Annotated in this window: 25 protein-coding genes and 1 tRNA gene; 8 read left to right on the top strand and 18 right to left on the bottom strand. The window is 60.3% G+C overall.

What is annotated here, in order from left to right:
* Positions 1 to 572 precede the first annotated feature (572 nt).
* From D8U60_RS01985 to D8U60_RS02030, 10 genes are all read right to left on the bottom strand, one after another.
* Positions 573 to 1,553, bottom strand: coding sequence for a LysR family transcriptional regulator (locus D8U60_RS01985; RefSeq protein WP_130899364.1), 981 nt, complete (start codon positions 1,551 to 1,553; stop codon positions 573 to 575).
* A gap of 145 nt (positions 1,554 to 1,698) precedes the next feature.
* Positions 1,699 to 2,640: a peptidylprolyl isomerase gene (locus tag D8U60_RS01990; protein ID WP_130899365.1), complete on the bottom strand. Its 942-nt coding sequence runs from the start codon at positions 2,638 to 2,640 to the stop codon at positions 1,699 to 1,701.
* On the bottom strand, positions 2,637 to 3,107 hold the full coding sequence (locus D8U60_RS01995; protein WP_130899366.1) for a YbjN domain-containing protein: 471 nt from the start codon (positions 3,105 to 3,107) through the stop codon (positions 2,637 to 2,639). Before D8U60_RS01995 ends, D8U60_RS01990 begins: the two co-directional genes overlap by 4 nt.
* A 17-nt stretch (positions 3,108 to 3,124) precedes the next feature.
* Positions 3,125 to 3,754: a DNA repair protein gene (locus D8U60_RS02000; RefSeq protein ID WP_130899367.1), complete on the bottom strand. Its 630-nt coding sequence runs from the start codon at positions 3,752 to 3,754 to the stop codon at positions 3,125 to 3,127.
* A 17-nt stretch (positions 3,755 to 3,771) separates the two neighbouring features.
* A complete protein-coding gene (locus tag D8U60_RS02005) occupies positions 3,772 to 5,469 on the bottom strand; it encodes a putative porin (RefSeq protein WP_122507255.1) in 1,698 nt (565 codons plus the stop codon).
* Positions 5,470 to 5,508: 39 nt separating this feature from the next.
* Positions 5,509 to 6,213: an energy transducer TonB gene (locus D8U60_RS02010; protein ID WP_130899368.1), complete on the bottom strand. Its 705-nt coding sequence runs from the start codon at positions 6,211 to 6,213 to the stop codon at positions 5,509 to 5,511.
* 3 nt (positions 6,214 to 6,216) lie between these two features.
* Positions 6,217 to 6,642, bottom strand: coding sequence for a biopolymer transporter ExbD (locus D8U60_RS02015; RefSeq protein WP_003201710.1), 426 nt, complete (start codon positions 6,640 to 6,642; stop codon positions 6,217 to 6,219).
* 11 nt (positions 6,643 to 6,653) lie between these two features.
* Positions 6,654 to 8,453, bottom strand: coding sequence for a MotA/TolQ/ExbB proton channel family protein (locus D8U60_RS02020; protein ID WP_130899369.1), 1,800 nt, complete (start codon positions 8,451 to 8,453; stop codon positions 6,654 to 6,656).
* A gap of 12 nt (positions 8,454 to 8,465) precedes the next feature.
* Complete coding sequence (locus D8U60_RS02025; RefSeq protein WP_122610433.1) at positions 8,466 to 10,064, bottom strand: ShlB/FhaC/HecB family hemolysin secretion/activation protein; 1,599 nt, start codon at positions 10,062 to 10,064, stop codon at positions 8,466 to 8,468.
* A 54-nt stretch (positions 10,065 to 10,118) separates the two neighbouring features.
* On the bottom strand, positions 10,119 to 10,730 hold the full coding sequence (locus D8U60_RS02030; RefSeq protein ID WP_073474621.1) for a transposase: 612 nt from the start codon (positions 10,728 to 10,730) through the stop codon (positions 10,119 to 10,121).
* A 376-nt stretch (positions 10,731 to 11,106) separates the two neighbouring features.
* Here D8U60_RS02030 and D8U60_RS02040 point away from each other — a divergent pair, with 376 nt between their 5' ends.
* The 4 genes from D8U60_RS02040 to D8U60_RS02055 all read left to right on the top strand — a co-directional run bounded on the left by D8U60_RS02040 (position 11,107) and on the right by D8U60_RS02055 (position 15,254).
* Entirely contained in the window at positions 11,107 to 12,732 is a 1,626-nt protein-coding gene (locus D8U60_RS02040; RefSeq protein WP_016774600.1) for an NADP-dependent glyceraldehyde-3-phosphate dehydrogenase, read from the top strand.
* Positions 12,733 to 12,838: 106 nt separating this feature from the next.
* Positions 12,839 to 13,195: a DUF3302 domain-containing protein gene (locus D8U60_RS02045; protein WP_016774599.1), complete on the top strand. Its 357-nt coding sequence runs from the start codon at positions 12,839 to 12,841 to the stop codon at positions 13,193 to 13,195.
* Between the two features lie 2 nt (positions 13,196 to 13,197).
* Complete coding sequence (locus tag D8U60_RS02050; protein WP_123442577.1) at positions 13,198 to 14,157, top strand: HlyD family secretion protein; 960 nt, start codon at positions 13,198 to 13,200, stop codon at positions 14,155 to 14,157.
* Between the two features lie 11 nt (positions 14,158 to 14,168).
* Positions 14,169 to 15,254 carry an FUSC family protein gene (locus D8U60_RS02055; RefSeq protein ID WP_241663508.1) on the top strand — a complete coding sequence of 362 codons (1,086 nt, stop codon included), beginning with the start codon at positions 14,169 to 14,171 and terminating at the stop codon, positions 15,252 to 15,254.
* Positions 15,255 to 15,257: 3 nt separating this feature from the next.
* On the opposite strand, the gene D8U60_RS02060 is transcribed toward D8U60_RS02055, so the two are convergent.
* Positions 15,258 to 16,151 carry a DMT family transporter gene (locus tag D8U60_RS02060; protein ID WP_130899371.1) on the bottom strand — a complete coding sequence of 298 codons (894 nt, stop codon included), beginning with the start codon at positions 16,149 to 16,151 and terminating at the stop codon, positions 15,258 to 15,260.
* A 147-nt stretch (positions 16,152 to 16,298) separates the two neighbouring features.
* Between D8U60_RS02060 and D8U60_RS02065 the strand changes: the two genes are divergently transcribed.
* Together D8U60_RS02065 and D8U60_RS02070 are read left to right on the top strand one after the other, a co-directional pair.
* Positions 16,299 to 16,736, top strand: a complete 438-nt coding sequence (locus D8U60_RS02065) for an Lrp/AsnC family transcriptional regulator (protein ID WP_129998646.1) — start codon at positions 16,299 to 16,301, stop codon at positions 16,734 to 16,736.
* A 58-nt stretch (positions 16,737 to 16,794) separates the two neighbouring features.
* On the top strand, positions 16,795 to 17,124 hold the full coding sequence (locus tag D8U60_RS02070) for a YceK/YidQ family lipoprotein (RefSeq protein WP_122507248.1): 330 nt from the start codon (positions 16,795 to 16,797) through the stop codon (positions 17,122 to 17,124).
* A gap of 65 nt (positions 17,125 to 17,189) precedes the next feature.
* On the opposite strand, the gene D8U60_RS02075 is transcribed toward D8U60_RS02070, so the two are convergent.
* Positions 17,190 to 17,861: a Bax inhibitor-1/YccA family protein gene (locus D8U60_RS02075; RefSeq protein ID WP_008006561.1), complete on the bottom strand. Its 672-nt coding sequence runs from the start codon at positions 17,859 to 17,861 to the stop codon at positions 17,190 to 17,192.
* Positions 17,862 to 17,984: 123 nt separating this feature from the next.
* Here D8U60_RS02075 and D8U60_RS02080 point away from each other — a divergent pair.
* Positions 17,985 to 18,072 (top strand) — tRNA-Ser (locus tag D8U60_RS02080).
* Positions 18,073 to 18,223: 151 nt separating this feature from the next.
* On the opposite strand, the gene D8U60_RS02085 is transcribed toward D8U60_RS02080, so the two are convergent.
* From D8U60_RS02085 to pstS, 6 genes are all read right to left on the bottom strand, one after another.
* Positions 18,224 to 18,865: a hypothetical protein gene (locus tag D8U60_RS02085; RefSeq protein ID WP_225926646.1), complete on the bottom strand. Its 642-nt coding sequence runs from the start codon at positions 18,863 to 18,865 to the stop codon at positions 18,224 to 18,226.
* Entirely contained in the window at positions 18,865 to 19,563 is a 699-nt protein-coding gene (locus D8U60_RS02090) for a hypothetical protein (protein ID WP_130899372.1), read from the bottom strand. Before D8U60_RS02090 ends, D8U60_RS02085 begins: the two co-directional genes overlap by 1 nt.
* Positions 19,564 to 19,656: 93 nt before the next feature.
* Complete coding sequence (gene pstB / locus D8U60_RS02095; protein WP_016774591.1) at positions 19,657 to 20,418, bottom strand: phosphate ABC transporter ATP-binding protein PstB; 762 nt, start codon at positions 20,416 to 20,418, stop codon at positions 19,657 to 19,659.
* A 75-nt stretch (positions 20,419 to 20,493) separates the two neighbouring features.
* Entirely contained in the window at positions 20,494 to 21,405 is a 912-nt protein-coding gene (gene pstA / locus D8U60_RS02100) for a phosphate ABC transporter permease PstA (protein ID WP_130899373.1), read from the bottom strand.
* A complete protein-coding gene (gene pstC / locus D8U60_RS02105; protein ID WP_024012838.1) occupies positions 21,405 to 22,370 on the bottom strand; it encodes a phosphate ABC transporter permease subunit PstC in 966 nt (321 codons plus the stop codon). Before pstC ends, pstA begins: the two co-directional genes overlap by 1 nt.
* 74 nt (positions 22,371 to 22,444) lie before the next feature.
* Positions 22,445 to 23,476 (bottom strand): phosphate ABC transporter substrate-binding protein PstS, encoded by a 1,032-nt coding sequence (gene pstS / locus D8U60_RS02110; RefSeq protein ID WP_122610441.1) that lies wholly within the window; start codon positions 23,474 to 23,476, stop codon positions 22,445 to 22,447.
* Between the two features lie 313 nt (positions 23,477 to 23,789).
* Between pstS and D8U60_RS02115 the strand changes: the two genes are divergently transcribed.
* Positions 23,790 to 25,229 (top strand): ATPase domain-containing protein, encoded by a 1,440-nt coding sequence (locus D8U60_RS02115; protein ID WP_130899380.1) that lies wholly within the window; start codon positions 23,790 to 23,792, stop codon positions 25,227 to 25,229.
* The last annotated feature ends 17 nt before the right edge of the window (positions 25,230 to 25,246 follow it).

The raw sequence follows: 25,246 nt of genomic DNA on the forward strand, positions 1-25,246 counted from the left end.
GCAACTGATCATGCTCGGGGAACTGGCGGTGAATCGGGTGCTGGATAATCTGGAGTTGCCGCAGTAGCGGGCCTTTGATGATCGTTCCCACGCTCTGCGTGGGAATGCCTCAAGGGACGCTCCGCGTTCCAGCTCTGGGGGGACGCAGAGCGTCCCGGGCTGCATTCCCACGCGGAGCGTGGGGACGATCAACGCGTAAGCCATGAAGATTCCTGTGGGAGCGAGCCTGCTCGCGAATGCGGTGGGTCAGTCACTGAAGTGTCGACTGGCGGATTGCTTTCGCGAGCAGGCTCACTCTTACATGGGAGCGCGTCAAGACTGGAACCATTCGTGGCGTTCGTTGAAGGGTTTTGATGATCGTTCCCACGCTCTGCGTGGGAATGCCTCAAGGGACGCTCCGCGTTCCAGCTCTGGGGGGACGCAGAGCGTCCCGGGCTGCATTCCCACGCGGAGCGTGGGAACGATCAACGCGTAAGCAATGAAGATTCCTGTGGGAGCGGTTTATTCAGTTACGGGTGCGGTGTCTGTGCTGGCGTGATCGCGAGCAGGCTCACTCCTACAGGAGGGGCGGGTCAAGGCTGGAACCATTCGTGGCGTTCGTTGAAGGTTTGCTGGATGAGGTCGGTGAGGGCCTGGATTTCGGGGGAGTTTTGCGAGTCGGTGTTGACGGCGAGCCAAGCATGGAGCTGCATCGCCTCGGCGAATAATCCGGGCAGTGCGATGAAGCCTCGGTCGAAGCGGCTCATGTATGCCGGCAGCAATCCGATGCAAGCGCTGCACCGGATCATCTCCAGCATCAATTCATAAGATTGCATTTGCACTACGCCAGCCAAGCGCTGCTCGACCAACTCATTCCAAGGCCGAAAGCTCTCAACCTGCCGATCATGCTGCCACTGCACCAGCATGAAATCCGCCAGATCATCCGGTGTTTCCGGGCGTGCAGTCACCCGTGAATAGCGTTTGGCGATGTGCGGCAGATACTCGATCCGCGCTAGCTGTTGCGGTGCGCTGGTGGCGAAGGTGGGACCAAGGTTTGGAGCTTCGCCGGAGGCGAGCCAAAGGACGATGTCGGCGCTGACCGCACGCAAGGCCAGTTCGCTATCCAGAGCAATAATTTCCAGGCGCAGGCTGGCGTTGCGCCGCAGCAATGCGATGAGGTCGCGGCCGAGGATGTCGTGGAGGATGGATTCGGCGATGGCGAGGCGGATCAGCGGTTGTTCGATAACCGGGAGTTTGCGTTGGTGGGCCAGGGTGCTGAGTCGGGCCTGCAACAGTTGGCCTTCGCGGGTGAGCGTTAGGGCGCTGCCCTGGAAGCTGAACAGGCTGTGTTGCAGTTGCTGTTCGAGTTGCGCGAGTTGTTTGCGCAGCAGCGTCGAGCGCACATTCAGGCTGCGCGCGGCTTGCATGAAGCAGCCGCAGCGGGCGCTGACGAGGAAATATTGGGCCACTTCGCTGTCGATGGTCGTGGCCTGGTTGAGCCAGGGTTCGGGGCTGGTTTGGGGCGATTGGTAATCAACGGCGCCCGGGCGTCCTGCGGGTTCGGTGAATGACATTGATGACTCCCTGTCGATCTAATGTGGTGTCGTTACGCAAATCTTTGTAGGAGCTGCGGCACGCTGCGATCTTTTGATCTTTAAAAGCAAAATCAACAGATCGCAGCCTCGTTTCACTCGACAGCTCCTACAGAAACACTGTGTGTCAGTTACCTATAATTTTGTTCAGTTCAGCGCCATCGATGCTCAGGGTGGCGGTATTGAGCATGCCGTCCAGATAAGCCTGGGCGATCTGTTCCTGGCGTTGTGCACGCAGGGCCTGGGTCAGTTGGTCGCGCAGTTCCTCCAGCGTCGCGGTGCGGGCCGGTTGTTGTTCTGTGAGCTTGATCACGTGGAAGCCGGCGGCACTTTGCACCGGATCAGACACGGCGCCCACCTTAAGCCGCGCCACAGCGCCACGCACTTCCGGCACCAGCTGTTGCAACGGTTGCAGGCCGGTATCACCGCCCCGCTCTGCCGTCACTCGATCCTGCGAATATTGCGTAGCGAGCGCCGCAAAATCGCCCGGTGCTGTCTGCGCCTTCTTGCTCAATTCAGCGGCTTGTTTGCGCACCGTTTCCACATTCGCTGCGTCACTGACGCCAAGGAAAATCTGACTGACCCGGTACATCGGCGGCGTCTGCCAGTTGGCCTTCCCCGCGTCATACGCCTGCTGCAACTCGGCCGCGCTCGGATACTCCGCCGGCACCTGACTCACCGAGCGCAGATAATCACGAAACACGATCTGCTCAGTCGCCGCGCGAGTCTGCCGGGCGACGTCGGGGCGCTGCGCCCAGCCCTGCGCATCGGCTTGTTCCAGCACGGCTTTTTCCGCCAGCCGCGTACGAATCCAGCGCTCCAGCGCCTCACGGTTGCCGCGCAATTGCTCGCGGGTTTGCGCCGGGACAGTGGCCAGCAGCGCCTGCAATTCCTCTGGCGAAACCTGCTGATTGCCCAACCGTGCGACCGCTGGCCCGGCTGCAACCGCCATCACCGGCGACGGCTGCTGAGCGGCAACCGGATCACTGCCCGGCCGCAGCACCAATGCCACGGCCCCCACCAACAACGCCAGCGCTCCGGCGCCGATCACCATGGCAGGCTTTTTCACAGCGCGACTTCCTCTTGTTCGGCGATAGCGGATTTGGCGGTTTGCACAGCAGCGGTCTGGCTGAAGTCGCGCAGGTAAACGATGAATTCCTGCAACAGGCGATCCCACAATTCCAAATTGCCGCGCAGGTGCTCGTTGCTCACGCCAGCAGCCACGACCACGTCCATCTCCATGACCAGAAACTCACCCTGCAACGACAACCGTGCAAAACGTCGAGTAGCATTCCACTGCTCTGCGACTCCCTCAGGCAACTCACCCTGCACGCGCAGCGCACAGCTGAAAGTGAAATCAACGAACCCGCCCTGCTCAAGCGCCGGGTTACCGAACCGCACGGCGTAGCCGATGCCCTGACTGGCACTGAGCAACTGGACGATGCCGTTCTGTTCGCTCTGGTTGACGCGGTAACCGGCGGCTTGCAGGACGTCGGTCAGCGATTGCGGGGAAACGTGGGTGATCAATTGAGTCATGGCTTTCTTCCTTGTTATCAGTGAGCGATCGCGGCTTGCGGCGCGTCGAATTGGGTCTTGTACAGCTCGTCGCCAAAGCCCTGGGCCAGTTCATCGAACTTGACCCGGGCGCTGCCGGCAAAGGGCTGGCGAATCTTCATCACTTCGGCGACGTCGATGTTTTCGTAGGCCGTGAGGATCTGTTTGGCGACGCCGTACATTTGCTGATTCTTGGCTGAACATTGCTGCACTTGTGTGTCACGTTCCGCCAGTTGCGCTTGCAGCTTTGAGCGTTCGGCTTCTTTGCCACGGGCGAGGACGAGCAACTCGTCGTAGGCTTTCTTGAACTTGCCAGTCTGCTCGGCACTGGCCGCCACTTGCGCCTGAGCCTGGCTGTGCAGGCTCTGTTGCTGCCCGGCGAGCTGCTCGGCGAGGCCTTTGGCTTTGGCCAGTTCGGCGGTCAGCTGCTTGATCTGCGCCTGCGCTGCCTTGGCTTCGTTCTGCGCTGCCAGTTGCGCGGCGCTGGCCTGGGCCTGTTGGCTTTGCAGGGCCTGCAATTGCTGGGTGGTGCTGCGCAATTGCGTGCGCAAGCGTTCTTCCATGCCTTCGCCGTTCGCCCCGGTGGCAATCAACAAACCCAGGCCCAGCGCGAGAAAACGCGTGTTCATAAAGCTCTCCCGGCGCCTTAGAAGCGCGTGTTGATCTCAAGCTGCAAGACGTCGATGTCGAACGGCGCGCCGTACACCGCTTCGGTGCTCATCCAGCGGCCGGTGGCAGAAACGTTCTTCGCCAGGCCGTAGTTGCCGCCCATGAAATAGCCCTTGGCGTTGGTGCCGCCTAGGTGGAACGACGAGTCGTTGAAGCCGTCGGGCAAGGCGTCCGGCTGGATGTACTTGTAGCCGGCGAACAGGTTCCAGTCGCCCTTGCGCTTGAGGTCCAGCGCATTGCCGAGGGTGAACTGCACCATCCATGCATTGGCGCCGCTTTCGATCTCGCCGTTGCTGTCGAGGTTGTTGACGATCTGCCCGGCGGAACGCTTGCGCATGTCGCCTTCGTCGTAGCTGAGGTTGTGGATGTAGTTGCCTTGGCTGCGCAGTTTGAAGTCCTGCGGCAGGTCGGCATCCCAGACCACGTTGAGATCGAGCAGGTTGAACTCGGAGGCGAGACCGACGAATTGCGGCTGCGGCGTGGCGCTCGGGTTGAGCGGGTTCGGCGTGATGTCGCGCAGCAGGAACACGCTGTTGCCCTTCTGCATGAACGCCGCGCGGGTGCCGTCGCTGTCGCAGCCTGGCGAGCCGGCCCACGGTTCACAGGGGCTGGAGCGCTGGCCCTGTATGTCGTCGAAGCGGTAATAGGCCAGCGCACCTTTGAGGCGGTTGTTGCTGTTGATCGCCCATTTCGCGCCGAGCTGCGCGCCGTACAGCCATTTGTTGTCGCTCTCTTCCTTATCGAAACCGTTGCTGCTGGAAGTGTCGTTGGTGTAGTCCACCGGGAACGCGCCGACGGTGCCGAACACGCCCCAATCGCGGTTGAGCTTGTGATCGAAAATCGCCGCCACACCGTCGAAATTCAGGTCGTTGGAATAGAGCATGTCGGTGGACATGAACGGATTGGCGAAGCGCCCGCCGGTCAGGGTCAATTCGTCCATTGGCTTCCAGGTCAGGTAGCCCTGATCGAGCCAGATGTCCTTCTTGGCGAAGCCGCCGCCGAGGTTCTGCGTGGTCGATACCGGGTTGTTGTCCGAACCGGTGCCGATGCGAATGCCGGCGGTCCATTCCTCCGAAATCACTGCTTTCATGCCCAGGCGTGCACGCAGGCGAAAGAGGTTTTCGCGGTCTTCGCGGGTGTTGAGCAACGGCGGCAGACTGGTGCTGCTGTTGGGATTTACGTCGTACGGGCCATTGTTGTTGAGCTTGGCGAAGTCGACGATTTCGTTGCTGTTGTTGCCCGAGTAGTACCGCGATTCGTCACGCAGGCGAATGTCGCCGTCGAAACTGATGCGCGAGGCCCAGTCCGGGAAGGTATTCGGCGCGGCCCAGTTTTCCTGTTTGGCGGTGGCCATGACCTCGGCTTTGACCTGATCGCGGATCTGGTCGCGCACTGCTGCCGGCACGTACTGCACGCGCACATCCCCCGGCGCGGCGACCGGCCCGGCCGCAACTGCGGTAGAAGCCGCCGCCTGCTTCGCCTGCGCCGCTTCGTTCTGCGCCTGGGCGATCAGCGCGTCAGCCTTGTCCTGTTTCAGAATGCCCTGCTCGACCAGCAAGCGGATCAGATTGATCGTGGCGTTCTCCGACGGCGCAGGCGCTGCCACGGCCTGACCGACCAGGGTCGCGACGACCATGCCGACCGCCAGGGACAATCGATTCACGTTGGAAATCATCTGCACACAACTCCTTTTGCCGAAGCTTGAATAAGTGAATTAACCCGGACGCCGCCCTTGCAGGGACAGGCGCACGGGCAAAGTGATGGAGGCCGGAGGCCGTTCGCTGAGGGCTGGCGCACCGCGTAAAGCGGCCAGCACCTGGGTATCGATTTGCGGGTTGCCGCTGGACTTGATCAGCTCGACACGGGTGATCTCGCCGACGCTGCTCAGCCAGACATCGGCCTGTAGCGAGAACGCGAGGTTGCGCAGCTCGGGGTTCTCGCGCAGCAAACGCTGGAAGGTGAACGCGAGAAACTGGCTGTACGTGCCCGTGCCCAAACGCCCGCCGCCAGCACCGGCCATGCCGCCGCCCTTGCCCGCGCCGATGTTGAAAGCGTCGCTGCCGGCCTGCGCGTCGCCGTCCATTTGCATCGGATTGGCCAGATCGTCCGCCGGCGATGGCGGCGCCTCTTCTTCAGGCTTGACCTCCTCCGGCTCCGGCGTTGGCTCGGGCTGGACGACTTTTTCTTCCACCGGCGTTTCCGGCTCTGGCGGTTTTTCCGGCGGCGGTGGTGGCGGTGGCGGCAACGGAATGATCGTCGGCACCTTCGGCGCTTCGCGACGCACGCCGGCCATGTCGTTGGCCCACTGCCAGAGGAACCACGCGGCGAGCGCGGCGACCAGCAATCCGGCGCCCCACTTCACATAGCGTAACGGCGACTTTTTCACGGGCGGCGGTTCGATCGGGAGTTGTGCGGTCATGACTCAGCCCTGACTCGGTTTGCCGGTAACGAGACCGACCTGGGACAGTTCGAGCCGGCGCAGCAGATCCAGCACTTCGATGACTTTCTGGTACTGCACCGTCGCATCGCCACGCACGATCACCGGAAAATCCGGGCTCTGCGCTTTCTCGATGCGCAGGCGCTCTTCCAACTCGGCCAAAGTGACCGGATAGGCATCGAGGAACACCTGGCCGCCGTCGTTGACCGAGATCGCCTTGGTCTTGGCTTCCGACAGCGACACCGACGCGCTGGCCTTGGGCAGGTTGATCTGGATCCCGGAGACCTGCGCGGTGGCGGTGAGGATGAACATCACCAGCACCACCATCAGCACATCGACCAGTGGGGTAATGTTGATGCTGTCGACGGCGGCATCGTCATCATCGTCGTGGGAGGCATTTACGGACGCCATGTCAATGCTCCTCAGGCCGGTACGGAGTGGTTGGCGTGATGGCCGCGCTGGTGCGACGCCTCACTGAACTGGCTCTCGCCGTGCATTTCCGCCAGCCGGGTGATGAACTCGTCGACGAATACGCGCATGTCGGCGCTGACTTCCTTGTTGCGGGTGATCAGGCGGTTGTAGCCAAACAGCGCGGGGATCGCGACGAACAGGCCCATCGCCGTGGCCAACAGCGCGGCGGCCATACCGGGAGCGATGGCGTTGATGTTGACGTCGCCGGCCATCGCCGTGCCGAGGAACACCACCATGATCCCCAGCACCGTACCGAGCAGGCCGATATACGGACCGCCGGCGATGGCGTTGGACAGGGTCGAAAGTTTCGAACTCAGCTGCTGGTTCTCGCAGGTGCGCACGCCGTCCATCGAGCAGCGGATGGCTTCGATGGTTGCCGCTGAAACCGAGGAGGTATCGGCGCCCTGCTCGCGACGGGTACGGATCTCTTTGACCGCCACCAGGTACAGGCGCCACAGCGACGAATGCTGCAGACGCTGAGCCAGTTGCGCATCGTCGGCGAACATTTCCAGACGCGTGCCGACCTTGGCGAATTGCACGCGAAAGTCTTCGTTGGCAGCGGTGACGCGACTGAGGCTGCGGTTCTTGCGCAACATGATGATCCACGACTGGAACATCATCAGCACCAGCAAGGCGATGATCACCCAAGCGTCGACTGGCACCGCGTTGAGCAGGAAGCCGAGGCTACCGAAGCCAAAGCCGGATTGTTCCTCATCGACGCCGTAAGCCACCAGTTTCGACTCGGCGCCTTGCGAGGTGGCATCGGCCAGCAGCAGCGCGGCCGGACGGGCGACTTTCGACAGGCGCAGCTCATCAATAGCGCCAGCGAATGGCTGGAACGCACCTTCCTGCAGATCGGCGCCGATGGCCATGACCGAGTTGAACGCCGGCATCGCCTGGGCCAACGCAGCACTTTCGCGACCGTTGATGTACAGGGTGACTTTCGAGCCCTCGGCGGTCAGCGCAACGTGTTGCCATTGCGCCGGAGTCAGTGCCTGTGTCGCAGCGGCGCGCTGGCCGTCGATTTCCACGAATGGCAGACCTTGGCTGACGCCGATCAGCAGACTTTGCGTGCCTTCGCGACGCGCCAGTATCACTTGCTCGCCACTCGCCTGATCCAGACGCAGCCAGGCACTGAAGGTGAACGCGCTGCCGGCGTTGTGTTGCAGTGACGGACTGGCTGGCAGCAACAACGGCTGACCGCTGAACTGCAAGGCGCGCCCGACGACGCCATCGATCGCTGTGCCGGTCGCGCTTTGCGCGGTGTTGCCGTACGCCGTGGTGTCTTTCGCCGGGGTGCCGGTGGCGCCGTCGAAGTGATACAGCGCGGTGTAATTCGGATCGAAGGTCAACTGGCCGTTGCCGGTAGCCGGGGCTTTCTGGTTGCCGTAGTACATCCAGATGTCCTGACGCTGACCGCCCTCGACATTCGGCACATCGACCCAGATCAGCGCCATGCCCATCAGCGCGTCGAAACTTTCGATCTGGTGGTTGAGCACGGTTTTGTCATCCGCCGCGACGAAGCGCAGATCGGAGCCGTCCTCTTTCACGCCGTCGAAGGTGAAGTTGCCGGTGTGCAGGCGCACCAGCAGCGCGGTGCGGCCGAGGGCCTGATTGATCGCCGCGCCTTGGGGCGTGGTGTCGACGGCAATCTGTTTGCGGTAATGCCAGTCGTCCTGCCACCAGGCCTGAGCCGTGGCCGGGAGCACGAAGCCCAGGCAGATCAACAACGAAAGGAAGAGGCGTTGCATGGACGTGCTCCGTTAGAAAGTGGCTTGAAGGTTGAAGTGCAGGCGCGATTCCTGCTTTGAGGTGTTCGGCCCCTCGAGTAGCGGGTAGCCCCAGTCGAGGCTGCCGGATAGCCATTTACTCAGGCTGGCGCGGGTGCCGAGGCCGACGCTGGCCAGGGCGTAATTGGCGTCCTGATCCGGCAGTTCATCGCGCAGGTAAAGTTGCGCACCCTCGGCGAAGGCGTAGAAGCGCCAGTCCTGCATCCACGTGCCGGCAAATTTAGCCAGCGACGGTGTGCGCAATTCCTGGCTGAGCAAATAGCCGTCGTCGGCGGTACGTTCAGCCGCGAGATAGCCGCGCACCGAGGTGGCGCCACCGGCGGAGAATTGTTCGTTGGAAACCAGCGGCCCCGAGGCGAGTTGGAATGCGGCTTTGCTTGCGCTCTGCCAGTCGCTGTCGAAGGTCCAGGTGTAGTTGGTGTCGCCCTTGAGCACGGCGAAACTCGGTTTGGCGCGATAGCGTTTGTAGTCGAAGTCTTCGTCGTCGCTGCCGTAGCCGAACACGCTGCGCGTGGCGGCAACCAGACTCAGGCCGAGGCCGAGCTGGCTCTTTTCGCTGTAGCGAAAGCCGTTGTAGGCGAAGGTGAACGGCGCGTATTTGAGCGGTACCTTGTCGCTTTCGCCGGACAGGCTCAGGCGCTCGTCGAAGTCCTTGAAGTCGATGCCGGCCGACAGTGAGTTCGACCAGTTGCCGCTCGAGGGCAGTGTATAGATCGCCGCGACGCCATAGCTGTGACCCTTGCCGAGCACGTTGCTGCCGCCGATGGTGGCGACGTTGCTGTCGGACTGGTAACCGGAGAATTGCACGCTCCAGCGCTCGCTCAGCGGCGCGGTGTAGGACCCGGACCAGACCTTGGCGTTGTCGGTTTCCTGCGGCGCGGTGAAGAACGTCAGGTTGACGCTGTGGCCGAGCTGCCAGAGGTTGTTGTAACCGAGACTGGTGACGCTGCGCAGCTTTTCGGTGTCGGCGCTGTAATCGTTATTGAGGCCGACGCTGGCCGTCCACGGGTTCTGGTCTTCGACCTGCAAATCGACATCCATGGTTCCGGGGCGCTGACCTTCGCGCACCAGCGGCATGACCTGGCGACCGGGGGTCTTGTTGAGCTGCGCGAGTTCGCCCTGGACCTTGGCAAAGTCCGGCACCTCGCCTTCCTTCAGCGCCGGGACGTTGTCGCGAATGTCCAGCGGCGAATAGTGTTTGGCGCCGACCACGCGCACCCGGCCGACCTTGGTTTCGCTGACTTGCAGATAGACGATGCCATCGGCCACGGCCTGCTCGGGCAGCTCGACAAATACCGATTGATAGCCGCGTTCCTGGTAGGCCTTCTGCAACGCATCGCGGGCGCCTTCGATATCGCTCAAGGCTTTTTGCGGGCCGAGGAACGGGTACACCGCTTCTTCGATCGCCCGGGCATCGAGCACGGTATTGCCGCGCACGAAGTATTCGTTGACGTCGACCAGTCGCTGCGCGGCGGGCGCTTCTGTGCCCTCCTCGGCCAGCGCCGGCTGCGCGCCCGCCGTCACCAGCAGCCAGCCCCACAGCGCCAGCCGTGACGTGAAAATCCGTTCCACATTACCCCCTGAAATTCGCGATGACCTGTGGGCGTTAGCGCCCGGTGTGCTGCGTCAATTGCTGATCGTTGTGGCGCAGGCGTGCTTGCCCAGCCAGGTGTGCAACAGCGCAAAGTTCAGCGAGAACTCGGGCATTTGCAGCAAGGCACCGCAGAACACTTCGCCGATGATTTTCTGAATCAGCAGCACCGCGCGCGGCTCGTTGAGCAGCGTGGCGATGTCACGGCTGAGGGCGGTGAAACTCCAGACTTTCTGGTTCAGGCCAAGGCCGACAAACCAGCGGAACAGCAGGTTGTAGTTCAGCTGTTCATAGAGCTGCTGTTCGCTGGGCACCGAATACAGCAATTGCAGGAGCAGGATGTGCATCACCGTCTGCGCGGGAATGAGCATGCCGGGTGCGGCGTTGAGGTCGTGCAGCAGGTCCTGGTGGGCGTCGAGCAGATCGTCGATCTGCGGGCGCAGCAACACCAGCGAATGGCCCGGCGGAATGTAACTGGACACTTCTTTCAGAGCGCCCTGCCAGTCCTCCTGCGAGACGATCCAGACCCACGGCGCGCCGTAGCGATACACCGAAACCGGCTTCTTGCGCGCGGCTTCGACGATCTTCGACAGGCGTTGATCGAGTTCCTGCATGCCCACTTTCGAATAGCGTTCCATAGTCCCCATTGCCTCACTCCCGGCGTCCCGCCTCGGCTTGCAAAGTACGCCCCGAAAGGCCCCTCAAGCGCGTTACACAGGCATGACCGGACTGGCAAAGGGCTACCGAACTTTTGTCATAAAAGCTTCATTACCGAAGACAGACTGACTGATTTAAACGATCGACCGTGGGAGCGAGCCTGCTCGCGAAAGCGCTGTGTCAGGCAATGAGGATGTTGGATGTGCCGCCGCCTTCGCGAGCAGGCTCGCTCCCACAGGGTGGACTGCGGTTGCACGGGTGCGTGACATTCGCGTGACATTCACAGGGTTAAATCCCGGCCCGTTCAGGCGTATAACCTTCACAAGACTTTCAATCGGCACGCCGACTTCAACACAGGGTAGTGACATGACCACAGCAAACATCCTTGGCAACCTGTTCCCTTCGGTCAGCGACATCCCGGAAAAATATCGCCTCGACGCTCAGGTCGAGCAGCGTGAATACCTGGTCGATGGTCAATTGCGCCGCTGGGACGGCCCGCTCGCGCAGGTGCGCAGCCCGGTTTATCTGAAAAGCGAAAACGGCGAAGAACAGGTGATCCTCGGCAGCACGCCGCTGCTGGATGCCGACACCGCGCTCACCGCCCTCGACGCTGCCGTTCGCGCTTACGACCGAGGTCAGGGCCTGTGGCCGACCATGCGCGTGGCCGAGCGCATCCAGCACGTCGAAGCATTCCTCGGCCGCATGCGCGAGCAGCGCGAAGCCGTGGTCAAGCTGCTGATGTGGGAGATCGGCAAGAACCTCAAGGACTCGGAAAAAGAGTTCGACCGCACCTGCGATTACATCGTCGACACCATCAATGCCCTGAAAGAACTCGACCGCCGTTCCAGCCGCTTTGAGCTGGAGCAGGACACCCTCGGTCAGATTCGCCGCGTGCCGCTCGGCGTCGCCTTGTGCATGGGGCCTTACAACTACCCGCTGAACGAAACCTTCACCACGCTGATTCCGGCACTGATCATGGGTAACACCGTGGTGTTCAAACCGGCCAAGCTTGGCGTGCTGCTGATTCGGCCGTTGCTCGAAGCCTTCCGCGACAGCTTCCCGAGCGGCGTGATCAACGTCATCTATGGCAGCGGCCGTGAGACCGTCAGCGCTCTGATGGCCAGCGGCAAGATCGACATCTTTGCCTTCATCGGCACCAACAAGGCTGCCAGTGACCTGAAAAAGCTGCACCCGAAACCACACCGTTTGCGCGCGGCTCTGGGTCTGGACGCCAAGAACCCGGGTATCGTCCTGCCCGAAGTCGATCTCGACAACGCCGTCAGCGAAGCGGTCACCGGTTCGCTGTCGTTCAACGGTCAGCGCTGCACCGCACTGAAAATTCTTTTCGTGCATGAAGACGTGGTCGACAGCTTCATCGAGAAATTCAACGCCAGACTGGCCACGCTGAAACCGGGCATGCCGTGGGACAGCGGCGTGGCGCTGACGCCGCTGCCGGAGTCGGGCAAGGTCGATTATCTGCACGGTCTGGTCGCGGATGCGCAAAGCAAAGGCGCCCAGGTGGTCAACCCGAATGGTGGCGAGTCCCACGCCTCGTTCTTCTACCCGGCAGTGCTCTATCCGGTGAATCCGCAAATGCGCGTGTATCAGGAAGAACAGTTCGGCCCGGTCGTGCCCATCGTGCCGTACCGCCACCTCGATACGGTGATCGACTACGTGCTGGAATCGGATTTCGGCCAGCAGTTGAGCATCTTCGGCACCAACCCGGTGGCGGTCGGCCGGCTGGTCGACACTTTCGCCAACCAGGTCGGGCGGATCAACCTCAACGCCCAGTGCCAGCGCGGCCCGGACACTTACCCGTTCAATGGCCGCAAAAACTCCGCCGAAGGCACGCTCTCGGTTCACGATGCCTTGCGGGTGTTTTCGATCCGCACGCTGGTGGCGACCAAATTCCAGGAGAGCAACAAGGACCTGATCAGCGAGATCATTCGCGGGCGTGATTCGAGTTTCCTGACCACCGATTACATCTTTTGACGGGTGATCGGCGGGATCGAATGATCCTGCCGATCCGTCAGCCCCCCCCCCGGCGATTCAGTGACTACACTCAGCCCAGCATTGCTGGATGCCCGGGAGGCTGACCATGCTCGATTACTTCGCATTGGGTCTGTTGGTTTTTGTCGGTCTCGTGCTGTTTTACGGGATCATCGTGCTGCATGACATTCCGTACGAAATCGCCGTTCATCGCAACCACCCGCACCAGGACGCGATCCATGCCACGGGCTGGGTCAGCCTGTTCACCTTGCATGCACTCTGGCCGTTTCTGTGGATCTGGGCGATGGCCTATCGCGAGGATCGCGGTTGGGGTTTCGGCGATGGCAAACCCATTCAAAACCACGTCAATCAACTGGAGCAGCAGGTCGTCGAGCTGCAAGCCCGGATCGAGCGGCTCGAAGCGCAGTCGCCGGTTGCGCCTCAATCTGACAGCCGGGGGATCTGAGCATGGATCTGTTGCTCATCCTCACGTACGCCGCACTCTGCGTCGCCATCTTCAAGATCTTCCGCATTCCGCTGAACAAATGGACGGTGCCCACCGCTGTCCTGGGTGGCGTGCTGATCATCGGCGCGCTGATTTTCACCATGAACTACAACCATCCCTATTCCGAGGTGGCGCGCTCCTACTTTGTCTCGGTGCCGGTCATTCCGATCATCAGTGGCCAGGTGATCGACGTGCCGGTTAAGGGCAACGAACCCCTGGAAAAAGGCGACGTGCTGTTCCGCATCGATCCCACGCCTTTCCAGAACCGCCTGAAATCGCTCAAGGCGCAACTGGTTGCAGCGAAGGGCGACCGCTACCGCATCACCGAACTGATCCGCCGCAACTTCGGCACCCAGCGTGAACTGGACGCGGCCATTGCCCGCACCGACGATCTGCAGGCGCAACTGGACAACGCTCAATTTGAACTGGACAACACTGTGGTTCGAGCGCCGAGCAAAGGCTTCGTCACCCACGTTTCGCTGCGCCCGGGAATGATGGCGAGCAAGCTGCCGCTGCGCCCGTCGATGGTGTTTATTCCGCAGGAAGGTCAGTACTTCGCCGCTTGGATGCGTCAGAACAGCCTGCTGCGTCTGACCGTGGGCGACGAGGCCGAAGTCGCCTTCGATGGCATTCCCGGCAAAGTCTTCGCGGGGCGAGTGAAAAGCGTGATCGGGGTGATCGCCGAGGGCCAGGTGCAACCTTCCGGCACGCTGATCAGCTACACCGGCTCGCCACCGGCCGGACGGGTGCCGGTGATCATTGAAATCACTGACCCGGCGTTCGCCGAATACAGCACGCTCATGCCGGGCGGCGCCTACGGGCAAGCGGCGCTTTACAGTCAGCACTTTCATCACATCGGCGCGATGCGCAAAATCCTGCTGCGCATGTCCGCCTGGATGAATTACATTTTCCCCTTCCATTGATTTGATTGACCATGAGGTTCGCACTGACTACTTACAGCTCCCACCGCCTGCCACCGCTGTTGCGCCGTATCCTGCGTCCGTTACTGGACCCGTATCGGCGCTACCGTCACGCCCGCCTGATCCATTCCGTGCGGGTGGCGCTGGGGTTGCTGGCGACGATTCTGCTGACTACTGGCATCAATCTGCCCCACGGCGAATGGGCATCGGTGACCATGCTGGTGGTGATCGGCGGTTTGCAGCACCACGGCAACATCGGCAAAAAAGCCGCCGAGCGCGCCATCGGCACCTTGATCGGCGCGGGGGTCGGATTGGCCCTAGTGGCGCAGCACGCCTGGCTGGGCATGCCGTGGCTGACCTATTTTTCCATGGCCGTGGTCTGTGGGTTTTTCTCTTATCACGCGATCGGCAAGGGCGGCTACACCGCCCTGCTCTCGGCGATCACGGTATTCATCGTCGCCGGGCATGGCGACAACCCGATCACCGATGGACTGTGGCGCGGCGTCGACATCCTGATCGGCATCGCCCTCGCCCTGGCGTTTTCCTTCGCCCTGCCGCTGTACGCGGTCTACTCGTGGCGTTACAACCTCGCCGATGCCTTGCGCGATTGCGCCACGGTATATGGGCGCATCATCAACGGTGAAGCGGTCAGCGCCGACGAGCATGTGCGGCTGATGAGCAAGGTGGGTGCGGTGATGGTGCAGTTGCGCTCGCTGATGCCGTCGGTGTCCAAGGAAGTGAAAATTTCCATGACCGAGCTCGACGCGATTCAGCGCAACCTGCGCATGTGCATCAGCACGCTGGAGATCCTCGGCAATATCCGCCCCAACGCAAGTGACCCGCAGGCCACGGCACATCTGCAAACGGCACTGAAGGCTGAGCACCGGCAGATTCGTGTGCAGCTGATCGGCATGGCTCGCGCGTTGAAAACCGGGGCCTCGCAACGGCTGGAGCGACCGATGGAGCTGCCAGCAGCGGACCTTGATGCGCCAGTCGCCAATACGCTCGACGGCTATCGGATGCTGACCCGGCAACTGGCGGCCAATATCAGCGAGATGCGCCAGCGCCTGGCAGCAACCGCACCGCGCTGGAACATCTGATCCTTATTGTGCCGCCAGCCGCCGGGCTTTCCAGCCCCAACCTAGTTGCATGCCGGCGGCGGCCAGCAGGATCGCTGCAACGCCTATCCACTGCAGCAATTCGAGGCGATGGCCGAAGGCGAACCAGTCAACAAAGATTGCCGCGATCGGATAGATAAAGGACAGCGCGCCGGTCAATGCCGTCGGCAATTTTTGAATCGCGCCGTACAGCAAAACGTACATCAAACCGGTATGCACAATGCCCAGAGTCAGCAGACTCGCCCACGCATCGGCGCCCTGCGGCAACGCATCGAAATGCGCAAAAGGCGCGAGCAACAACACCCCGGTGCAGACTTGAATCAGCGCGATCAGGTGCGGCGGCGTGCCGGTCAGGCGCTTGATGATCAGTGCCGCGATCGCATACAGAAAGGCCGCGCCCAACGCCAGGGCAATACCCATCAGGTAATCGTTACCCTCCTCGCCTTGCGTGCTATGGGCACTGACAATCGCCAGCATGCCCATGAACGAAATCGCCAGCCAGAACAGCTTCTGCAGGGTAATTTTCTCGCCGAGAAACAGTGCCGCCAGACCGACCAGCATGAATGGCTGCACGTTATAGACTGCGGTGCCGATGGCAATCGAGGCGCGGGAATAGGACGCGAACAGCAGCACCCAGTTGCCGACAATCGCCATTCCACTGAGCACCGCCAGCAGAAACGTTGTACGGGTCAGCATTCCCGGACGCAGAAAGCCGAACGCGGCGCAGACCAACAGCAAGGTGCCGGCGCCGAACACGCAGCGCCAGAACACCACGTCCAGCACCGGTTGCCCGGACACCAGCACAAACCAGCCGATCGTCCCCGATATCAGCATAGCGGCGGTCATTTCCAGCGAACCGCGGCGGATTGCGTTGTCCATCATCTTCTCCTGAGGTTGTGTCCGAAGCATGGCAAAAGTATGCCAAGCGCACCTCGGGCTGCTCCAGCGCATAAAGCAGGCTAAACTTGGTTTTCGCCTTTTTTATCGAGGGTGATTTGCGCCCTTTGCCTAATCCGGAGTTTGAATGTGACTGACGATATCGATCAGATCCTTATCGGCGCGCTGATGGAAGACTCGCGGCGCTCGCTCAAAGCGCTGGCGCAGATCAGCGGCCTGTCATCGCCCAGCGTGGCCGAGCGGTTGCGGCGTCTGGAAGAACGCGGCGTGCTCAAGGGCTACACGGTGGAGATTGATCCGAAATGCTTCGGCTATCAGTTGCAGGCGATCGTCCGGGTGCGGCCTCTGCCAGGGCAATTGCAGGAGGTTGAGCGGCAGATCATGTCGATTCCGGAGTTCACCGAGTGCGACAAGGTCACCGGTGACGACTGCTTTATCGCCCGCCTGCACGTGCGCTCGATGGAACAGCTCGATACCCTGCTCGACCGACTGAATACGTTGGCTGAAACCAACACCGCGATCGTCAAGAAGACCCCGGTCAAGCGACGCCTGCCACCGATGGCGTAGGTGTCTTTTACCAATGATCGGGGTAGATTGGGGTTTTTCGCGGCTAAGGAATGGCGCTATGAAAATTCAGGCAATACTGCTGGCCGGCATGCTCCTCGGCGGCTGTGGCACGATTCAGACGGTGGCGCGCGACGACCAGGCTGCCGTTGATGGACTCAAACAACAAAAGAGTTACTGCGGCGCTGTGCCAAGAATCTACAGCGGCCTCGCTTATGACTTCTGTTCTTTGAATGCGCCGCTGGCCTCGGGTGTTGATGCCGATAATCATCGCAACACTGCGATCCCGGGGCTGTTGGTTGATGCCGTGGTCTCCGGTGCCCTCGATACGCTGCTGCTGCCGTACACGATCTACCGTCAGCAAGTGGATGGCAGCATCGTCATCAACTGAGCAGACACTTTTCTCCAGACGATAAAAAACCCGCCGAAGCGGGTTTTTTATTGCAGCCATTACGATCAGTCGTCGCGGCTCATGATGCCGAACAGTTGCAGCAGGCTGACGAACAGGTTGTAGATCGATACATACAGGCTGATGGTCGCCATGATGTAGTTGCGCTCGCCGCCGTGGATGATCGCGCTGGTCTGGAACAGAATACAGACCGACGAGAACAGCACGAAGCCGGCGCTGATCGCCAGTTGCAGGCCGCTGATCTGGAAGAAGAAGCTCGCCAGCGTAGCGCCCAGCAGGACAAAGAAACCGGCGGTGATGAAGCCACCGAGGAAGCTCATGTCCTTGCGGGTGATCAGCACGTAGGCCGACAGACCACCGAACACCAGTGCGGTCATGGCGAAAGCCGAGCTGACCACTTCAGCGCCGCCCTGCATGCCCAGGTAACGGTTGAGGATCGGGCCGAGCAGGAACCCCATGAAACCGGTCAACGCGAAGGCGGACACCAGGCCCCACGCGGAATCACGGAGTTTGTTGGTGAGGAAGAACAGCCCGTAGAAGCCGATCAGCACCACGAAAATGTTCGGGTAGCCGACACGCATCTGCTGGGCTACGAAGGCCATCACACCGCTGAATGCGAGGGTCAGAGCCAAGAGACCATAAGTGTTGCGCAGGACGCGGCTAACCTCTAGCTGCTCAGCCTGCACGCTGTTATTAACTGCGTAATCCTGTTCGCGCATGGCGACACTCCTGTTGGTTTGAAACGTTCAGTCGCAAAGATCATAACAGACGCTCTGTAACAAGCCATGCAGAGAGTTTGACAGTGTGTTTCATTCAGGTATTATGGCGCCCGCAACGCAAACGGAGGTGTGGCCGAGTGGTTTAAGGCAACGGTCTTGAAAACCGTCGACTGTAACAGGTCCATGAGTTCGAATCCCATCGCCTCCGCCATCTTTATACGACAAAGCCCTGATTATTCAGGGCTTTGTCGTTTCTGCCAGACATGTTTTGCGCAGCAGCGTTTGCGCATCTATTGAGTCATTTCTCAGCAGTGCCTCGTACACCTGAGGCGCTGCTGTCCAGATAGCCAATGCGTACTCGCTCAGCCAAGCGACTCAAAGACAGCCTCCGCACGCTGTTGCACCGGCGCCTGAGGTCTGAGCATTTGCTGCCAAGCGAGCTGCGCCTGGACCTTGGCCACCGAATCCAGCACTTTCTGCGCCCAGCGATCATCCTCGGGATGCACCACGACCACCCGGAAGCCATGATCCTTGCCTTCAATCTGCACGCCCTCCGAATCATCGACATGCAAGTCGATATCGAACGCTGGCGGATACTTGGAAGGCGCATTCGACATTCCGTGCGCCGTCAGGGCACGGTTGTGCAGTACGCTGTTGACCACGCCGTCGACGCGGATACCGTACAGCGCCAACCAGCGCCTGATATAGGACGGCGTGCGCCCGGATGAGGTGTAGACCCAGACACTGCAATCCTGGCGGCGCAGCTCTCGGATCAGCGATCGTGTGCCCATCCGCAACGGTTCACCCAGCCAACGATGAATACAGGCCGGTAGTCGACTGTTCTCGACTGCGCAGTGATGAAGCTGGCAAGCGAGCGTGTCATCGATATCGAACGAAATCCGTATGCGCTGACGTTCGAACAACTGCGGCAAAGCGCAGCGGATAGCCTGCCCTGCCCGGCTGCCGAAGGTTCTCAATCTGGCAAATGCTGGTGCCCAGTTCATCAATGGCCACCCTGAGAAAAAGGCAAAGGCTTGCCTTTGAGAAAGAACTTCATTGGATCGGGCGCCTGTTCTTCCAGGAATGCTGCATATTTTTTCTTGATCTTGGGCAATTCGTACAACGCCTTGACGCCATGCTTGGCGGAGTTGCGGATGACCGAGGACGGGTTGAAATAGCCCTCGGCATTTTCCAGGGTCAACACGAATGGAGGCAGCCCCGCGCGCATTAGCAGGTAGCTGACAATCAGCGAGCCACTGCGGTTGTTGCCTTCGATAAACAGCTGCGGCTTGCTCAGAATGCGCACATAGACACCCGCTGCACGCTTCCAGACTGACTCACTGCGATACGCGCAATACCAGTTGTACAAGTCCTTGATGCCGCCCTCGACGTTGTTGAAGAAATGCGCCTCGGTGGCTGCCAGATGCTGGGCGTATTCCAGCCGGCGCGCCGGATCCCGGCCACAAAGCACTGTGGCATTGATCTCCAGCATCAGGTTCAGTTGCTGCAGATCGAACAGGTCGACGCCGCGGGCAACATATTCGTCAACCAACGCATAGCCTTCAAGCACATTGTGCAGAACTTCGTCAGTGAACGGGTCCCTAGGTTCGGTGAAGTGCCGGCTGAGTTCGGCGAAACGGCTCTGCACTTTCCGCAGTGCGCGTTCAATCGCAGGCAAATCAAGGCGATGCGTGGCAGGCATTGGAGCTCCTTGGAAACGCTTGGTAAATATCCACCGATGCCCGCCAAATCCATTTGGCTTGTGCAGGTAGGCGGCCGTGACCGGTGCTGTGACTTAGCTGAACTTGCCGCTGATGTAATCGCCGGTCATCTGTTCACGCGGGTTGTCGAAGATCTGCGCCGTCGGGCCCATCTCGACCAGATAACCGGTGCGTGTGCCCTGGGAAATATCCACCGAGAAAAACGCCGTGGTGTCAGCAACACGGATGGCTTGCTGCATGTTGTGGGTCACCAGTGCGATGGTGTAGTCCTTCTTCAACTCGACCATCAATTCTTCGACGCGCCGGGTGGCGATCGGGTCCAGTGCCGAACAAGGCTCATCCAGCAGCAGGACTTCCGGCTCAGTGGCGATCGCCCGGGCGATACACAGGCGTTGTTGCTGGCCACCGGAGAGCGACAGGCCGCTGACCTTGAGCTTGTCCTTGACTTCGTCCCACAGCGCGGCGCCTTGCAGCGCATGCTTGACGCGGTCGCCGATATCGCCCTTGTAGCGGTTGAGGCGAAGACCAAACGCCACGTTGTCGAAGATGCTCATCGAGAACGGGTTAGGCTGTTGAAACACCATGCCGATGTAGCGACGTACGACCACCGGGTCGACGCCCTTGCCATAGACATCCTGCCCGAGGAAATGCACATGGCCCTCGAAACGAAAGCCCTTCACCAGATCGTTCATCCGGTTGAGGCTGCGCAGCACGGTACTTTTGCCGCAGCCTGAGGGACCGATGAATCCGGTGATCTTGTTTTTCTCGATGGGCACGTGGCTGTCACGTACTGCCATGAAGTTGCCGTAGAAAATCTTGTCCAGTTTGCAGTCCATGACTACAGGCGCCTGGGTGACAAACGGAGCGGCAATTTGCGCAGTGGATACGTTCAAAATCAGATGCTCCCGTTCTTAATACTTGGGCTTGCCGAAAATCCGGCTGATGATGTTCACGAACAGCACGATCATCACCAGCACCAACGAGGCCGCCCATGCGAGCTCGAGCTGGTTATCGAAAGGCATGCCGGAGAAGTTGTAGATCAGCACCGCCAATGAGGCAGTCGGATTCATGACATCGAGATTGCCCTGGTGGTAGATCCAGTAGTTGCTGAACAGCGCGGTAAACAACAGCGGTGCCGTCTCGCCTGCGGCACGCGCCACGGCGAGCATCACGCCAGTCAGGATTGCCGGCATGCCGGTCGGCAAGATGATTTTCCAGATGACCTGCGAGCGAGTGCAGCCCATGCCATAAGCAGCATCTTTCATGATCTTGGGCACCATCCGCATCGACTCTTCGGCGGTCAGCACCACGATAGGCAGCATCAGGACGGCGAGCGCCACGCCACCTGCCGGTGCCGAATACGTGCCGGTGGTCATCACTACCAAGGCGTAGGCAAATACACCTGCCAGGATTGATGGCAGGCCCGTAAGCATCTTGGCGGCAAAACGCGCGGCGTTGCCCAGCTTGCTGTCCGGCCCCAGCTCAGCCAGGAAGATCGCCGCCATGATTCCGACCGGCACCGCGATCGCTGCCGCGATACCGACCATCACAAAGGTACCCGCCATCGCATTGCCGAAACCGCCACCCATCTCGAAGCCGGTCGGCGGCAGTTCGGTGAAGACTTCCACGTTCAGACGCGCGCCACCGCGGGTGATCAGCATGTAGAGCACGGAAATCAGCGGTACGCTGGCCAGCAAAGCACCTGCCCAGACCAGGGTGGTCAGGATCAGGCTGCGCAGCGCGCGGCCTTCGAACCTGCGTTGCAAGCTGGGCATCGCACCGGTTGGCGCCGTCAGGTCTGTTGCTGCGGTCAGATCAGTCATCACTTGTTACCCCGTTGGGCGTACATCATGATCATCGAGCCGAAAATGTTGACGATGAGCGTAATCAACATCAGCACGAGCGCGGCATACATCAACACCTCGATCTCGTTCGGCCCGGCTTCGGGGAAGTTCAGCGCCAGCAGAGCGGCAAGCGTGTTGGCCGGTGCAAACAGCGAGAGGGAAATGTTGTTGGCATTGCCGACCAGCATGGCCAGCGCCATCGTTTCACCCAGCGCGCGCCCCAGGCCCAGCACCAGAGAGCCGAAAATGCCGGTGGCGGCCGAAGGCACCATCACTTTGAGAATCGCTTCCCAATGGGTTGTGCCCATGCCGTACGCGGCCTGTTTGGTTTTCATCGGCACAGCCGTCAGCGCGTCCTGCGACACGGCGGCAATGGTCGGCAGAATCATGATCGCGAGCACCAGCGCTGCGGGCAGCAGGCCCGGACCGCTCAGGGACGTGCCGAAAAAGGGTATCCAGCCCAGCTCGCTGTTCAACCAGGTCGTCAGCGGCCGAATCGCCGGGATCACCACATAGATCCCCCACAGGCCATAGACCACGCTGGGGATGGCCGCGAGCAGTTCGACGATGGTGCGAAACAGCGCAGCGAGCTTGGTCGGCAGGAAATCCTGGGTCAGGAAAATCGCCATGCTCACACCAAAAACACCGGCAATCAGCAACGCGATGAAGGCGCTGTAGAGCGTGCCCCAGATGGCTGGCAGAATGCCGTATTTGCCCTGGTTGACGTCCCACACGCTGCCCAGAAGCACATCGAAGCCGTGCTTCTCCATACCGGGAAGTGCCTTGCGTCCGACTTCGAACACCAGTGCAAATACCAGCGCCAGAATCAGTACCACACCGATGCGCGCCAGCGCGCGGAAGGTGCGATCAACCAGGAAATCCTTCGTCGAAGGTGGCTGGCAGGCAGAGTCGGGATTAACCGGTACGACAAAAGGTTTGTTCATGGGCTAAGTCCGGAACAGGGGGAAAACTCTCCCGGCGTGGCGCAGACGCACACGCCGAGAGAGACCTCACGGCGTTACTGAATGTTGGCGGACGCTTTGCGAACCTGTTCGACGACCGATTGTGGCAACGGGATGTAACCCATCGAATCGGCAATCTTCTGCCCCTCGGTCAGGCTGTATTCGACCATTTCACGCATGGCCTTGGCCTTGGCCGGGTTGCCATTGTCCTTGCGGAAAATCATCCAGGTATAAGAGGTGATCGGATAGGACTTGGCACCGTCCGGATCAGGCAGCCAGGCCACCAGGTTTTCTGGCATCTTCACCGCCGCCAGGGCCTCGGCACCGCTTTCGGCGTTTGGCACGACGTAATTGCCAGCCTTGTTCTGCAACTGGGCGAAGTCGACCTTGGCCAGTTTGGCGAAGCCATATTCGATGTAACCAATCGCACCTGGAGTCTGGCGCACGGTAGCCGTTACGCCATCGTTTTTCGGCGATTTGATGAACTTGTCACTGGCCGGCCAGTTGACGGTGTTGCCCTCACCCAGCGCCTGCTTGAACTCGGCGTTGACGGTTGCCAGGTGCTTGGTGAATACCGCGGTCGTACCACTGGAATCTGCACGCACGACAACCGTGATCGGCGTATCGGACAGTTTCAGGTCCGGGTTGGCAGCGACGATCTGCGGATCGTTCCAGCGCGTGATCTTGCCCAGGAAAATGTTGGAATAGACGTCGCGTGGCAGCTTCAGACCCTTGGGATTGCCCGGCAGGTTGTAGGCCAGCACGATTTCCCCGGCAGTCATCGGCAGCAACTGCACGCCTTCGGCGACCTTGGCGATATCTTCGTCTTTCATTGCCGAGTCACTGGCAGCGAAATCCACGGTTTTGTTCAAGAAGTCCTGTACGCCCGCGCCACTGCCCTTGGATTGATAATCGACAGTGACGCCATCGGATTTCTTGCTGAAATCCTTGAACCAGGTCAGATAGATCGGCGCCGGGAAACTTGCTCCGGACCCCGTCAGGCGAACATTTTCTGCTGCAAAGGAGGCCGAGGTGGCACAAACAGATACCGCAATGGCGAGCGCAGCAGACTTCATCAAACTTTTCATTAAATGACACCTAGTGATTACGGGCTCCCGAACTCTGCAGCAGTTTTGTGACGATTTCATGAAAGCAAAGTGGCAAGCGCTACCCTCATGGTCCGCAGCAGCGCCTATGGATGTAATCGGCTTCCGGGTTTCGAAAAATCGAATCTTCCTGTGCCGGGCTTGTCACTACCACCTGATCCCGAGCAGTCACGTGCCAGGTTCACATTGCAAAAACGCTGCTTTTCCCCAGCCTTTATGGCCCTCAACCGGAAATGGCGTTAGCATTTCACTCATTCGGCTGAACAAGCCTGTTTATTCAGATCAGGGTCGCATTGTGGAAAAGCTAAAACGCCTTCAAAGCGGGATCGAAGGGCTCGACGCGCTGCTTCAGGGGGGCTTTGTCGCCGGCGCTTCATACATCATTCAAGGGCGCCCGGGCTCCGGCAAGACCATCCTTGCCAACCAGCTAGGGTTTCACCATGCCCGTAATGGCGGTCGTGTGCTGGTCGCCACGTTGCTGGCCGAGTCCCACGACCGCCTGTTCCAGTTCCTGTCGACCATGAGTTTTTTCGACGCATCGCGAGTCGGCGCCGAAATTCAGTTTGTCAGCGCATTCGATACGCTGGAAAACGAAGGCCTCGATGAAGTCGTGAAGCTGCTGCGACGCGAAATCACCCGGCAGAAGGCGACCGTCATGGTCGTCGACGGCCTGCTCAATGCACGCTCCAAAGCCGACTCGCCGATCGACACGAAAAAATTCATCTCTGAACTGCAAGGCCATGCCGCATTTGCCGGTTGCACCGTGCTGTTCCTGACCAGCTCGCGCCTGGACGACGGCAGCCCCGAGCATACGATGGTCGACGGCGTCATCGAAATGGGCGAAGAGCTGTTCGGTACCCGTTCGGTACGGCGCATTCATTTACGCAAGACTCGCGGCAGCGGCGCGTTGACTGGTCTTCACGAATGCGAAATCACCGATAACGGCCTGGTCGTCTACCCGCGCCTCGAAAGTCTCTACAAGCGCCCTTCCGCCCCGGACAGCGCGGACATGACGCGCATCCCAAGCGGCATTGCTTCACTGGATGACATCCTCGGGGGTGGCTTGCACAGCTCCAGTGTGACGCTGGTCATGGGGCCTTCCGGGATCGGCAAGACCACGCTGGGTCTGAAGTTCATCGCGCAGTCGACGGCCGAATCGCCGGGCCTGCACTTCGGCTTCTATGAAAGCCCGCAGCGGCTGCGGCTGAAAGGCCGTTCGCTGGGTATTGATATCGAACACATGGAACACAGCGGTGCGCTGAGCATTGCCTGGCAGCCAACTACCGAAGGCTTGCTGGACGGCCTCGGCGCACGCCTGCTGAGCCTGGTCGATGAAAAAGGCATCAAGCGCCTGTTCATCGACAGCCTCAGCGGCATGACTCGGGTTTCAACCACACCGGAACGCATCACCGACTTTTTCAGCGCGCTGATGAATGAGCTGCGATCCAGAGGCGTTACGGTGTTCGCCTCATGGGAAATGCGCGATTTGTTCGGCTCCGAGGTCAGCGCACCGAACTCCGACCTGTCCAGTATTGTCGACAACCTGATGCTCATGCGTTTCTTTGAGAATCACGCTGAACTTCACAGGACGCTTTCCATTCTCAAGATACGTGATAGCTCCTACAACCCGTCGCGGTTCGAGGTGGTTATCCGTGATCAAGATGTGTTCCTGGAAAAGGCTTTGAAAAATGAACCTTCAGTCACAGCTGAGTCATTGCCTGGTTCAATTTCGTAAGTCTGCAAGCGGGTTGA

Source organism: Pseudomonas sp. Sample_11 (assembly GCF_004307505.1).
In the GTDB taxonomy this organism is placed as follows: Bacteria; Pseudomonadota; Gammaproteobacteria; order Pseudomonadales; family Pseudomonadaceae; genus Aquipseudomonas; species Aquipseudomonas atacamensis.

Coding starts and splice junctions, on each gene's coding strand:
- D8U60_RS01985 (WP_130899364.1), bottom strand. CDS start 1,553: ATGTCATTCACCGAACCCGCAGGACGCCCGGGCGCCGTTGATTACCAA.
- D8U60_RS01995 (WP_130899366.1), bottom strand. CDS start 3,107: ATGACTCAATTGATCACCCACGTTTCCCCGCAATCGCTGACCGACGTC.
- D8U60_RS02000 (WP_130899367.1), bottom strand. CDS start 3,754: ATGAACACGCGTTTTCTCGCGCTGGGCCTGGGTTTGTTGATTGCCACC.
- D8U60_RS02005 (WP_122507255.1), bottom strand. CDS start 5,469: ATGATTTCCAACGTGAATCGATTGTCCCTGGCGGTCGGCATGGTCGTC.
- D8U60_RS02010 (WP_130899368.1), bottom strand. CDS start 6,213: ATGACCGCACAACTCCCGATCGAACCGCCGCCCGTGAAAAAGTCGCCG.
- D8U60_RS02015 (WP_003201710.1), bottom strand. CDS start 6,642: ATGGCGTCCGTAAATGCCTCCCACGACGATGATGACGATGCCGCCGTC.
- D8U60_RS02020 (WP_130899369.1), bottom strand. CDS start 8,453: ATGCAACGCCTCTTCCTTTCGTTGTTGATCTGCCTGGGCTTCGTGCTC.
- D8U60_RS02030 (WP_073474621.1), bottom strand. CDS start 10,730: ATGGGGACTATGGAACGCTATTCGAAAGTGGGCATGCAGGAACTCGAT.
- D8U60_RS02040 (WP_016774600.1), top strand. CDS start 11,107: ATGACCACAGCAAACATCCTTGGCAACCTGTTCCCTTCGGTCAGCGAC.
- D8U60_RS02045 (WP_016774599.1), top strand. CDS start 12,839: ATGCTCGATTACTTCGCATTGGGTCTGTTGGTTTTTGTCGGTCTCGTG.
- D8U60_RS02050 (WP_123442577.1), top strand. CDS start 13,198: ATGGATCTGTTGCTCATCCTCACGTACGCCGCACTCTGCGTCGCCATC.
- D8U60_RS02055 (WP_241663508.1), top strand. CDS start 14,169: ATGAGGTTCGCACTGACTACTTACAGCTCCCACCGCCTGCCACCGCTG.
- D8U60_RS02060 (WP_130899371.1), bottom strand. CDS start 16,151: ATGGACAACGCAATCCGCCGCGGTTCGCTGGAAATGACCGCCGCTATG.
- D8U60_RS02070 (WP_122507248.1), top strand. CDS start 16,795: ATGAAAATTCAGGCAATACTGCTGGCCGGCATGCTCCTCGGCGGCTGT.
- D8U60_RS02075 (WP_008006561.1), bottom strand. CDS start 17,861: ATGCGCGAACAGGATTACGCAGTTAATAACAGCGTGCAGGCTGAGCAG.
- D8U60_RS02085 (WP_225926646.1), bottom strand. CDS start 18,865: ATGAACTGGGCACCAGCATTTGCCAGATTGAGAACCTTCGGCAGCCGG.
- D8U60_RS02090 (WP_130899372.1), bottom strand. CDS start 19,563: ATGCCTGCCACGCATCGCCTTGATTTGCCTGCGATTGAACGCGCACTG.
- pstB (WP_016774591.1), bottom strand. CDS start 20,418: ATGGACTGCAAACTGGACAAGATTTTCTACGGCAACTTCATGGCAGTA.
- pstA (WP_130899373.1), bottom strand. CDS start 21,405: ATGACTGATCTGACCGCAGCAACAGACCTGACGGCGCCAACCGGTGCG.
- pstC (WP_024012838.1), bottom strand. CDS start 22,370: ATGAACAAACCTTTTGTCGTACCGGTTAATCCCGACTCTGCCTGCCAG.
- pstS (WP_122610441.1), bottom strand. CDS start 23,476: ATGAAAAGTTTGATGAAGTCTGCTGCGCTCGCCATTGCGGTATCTGTT.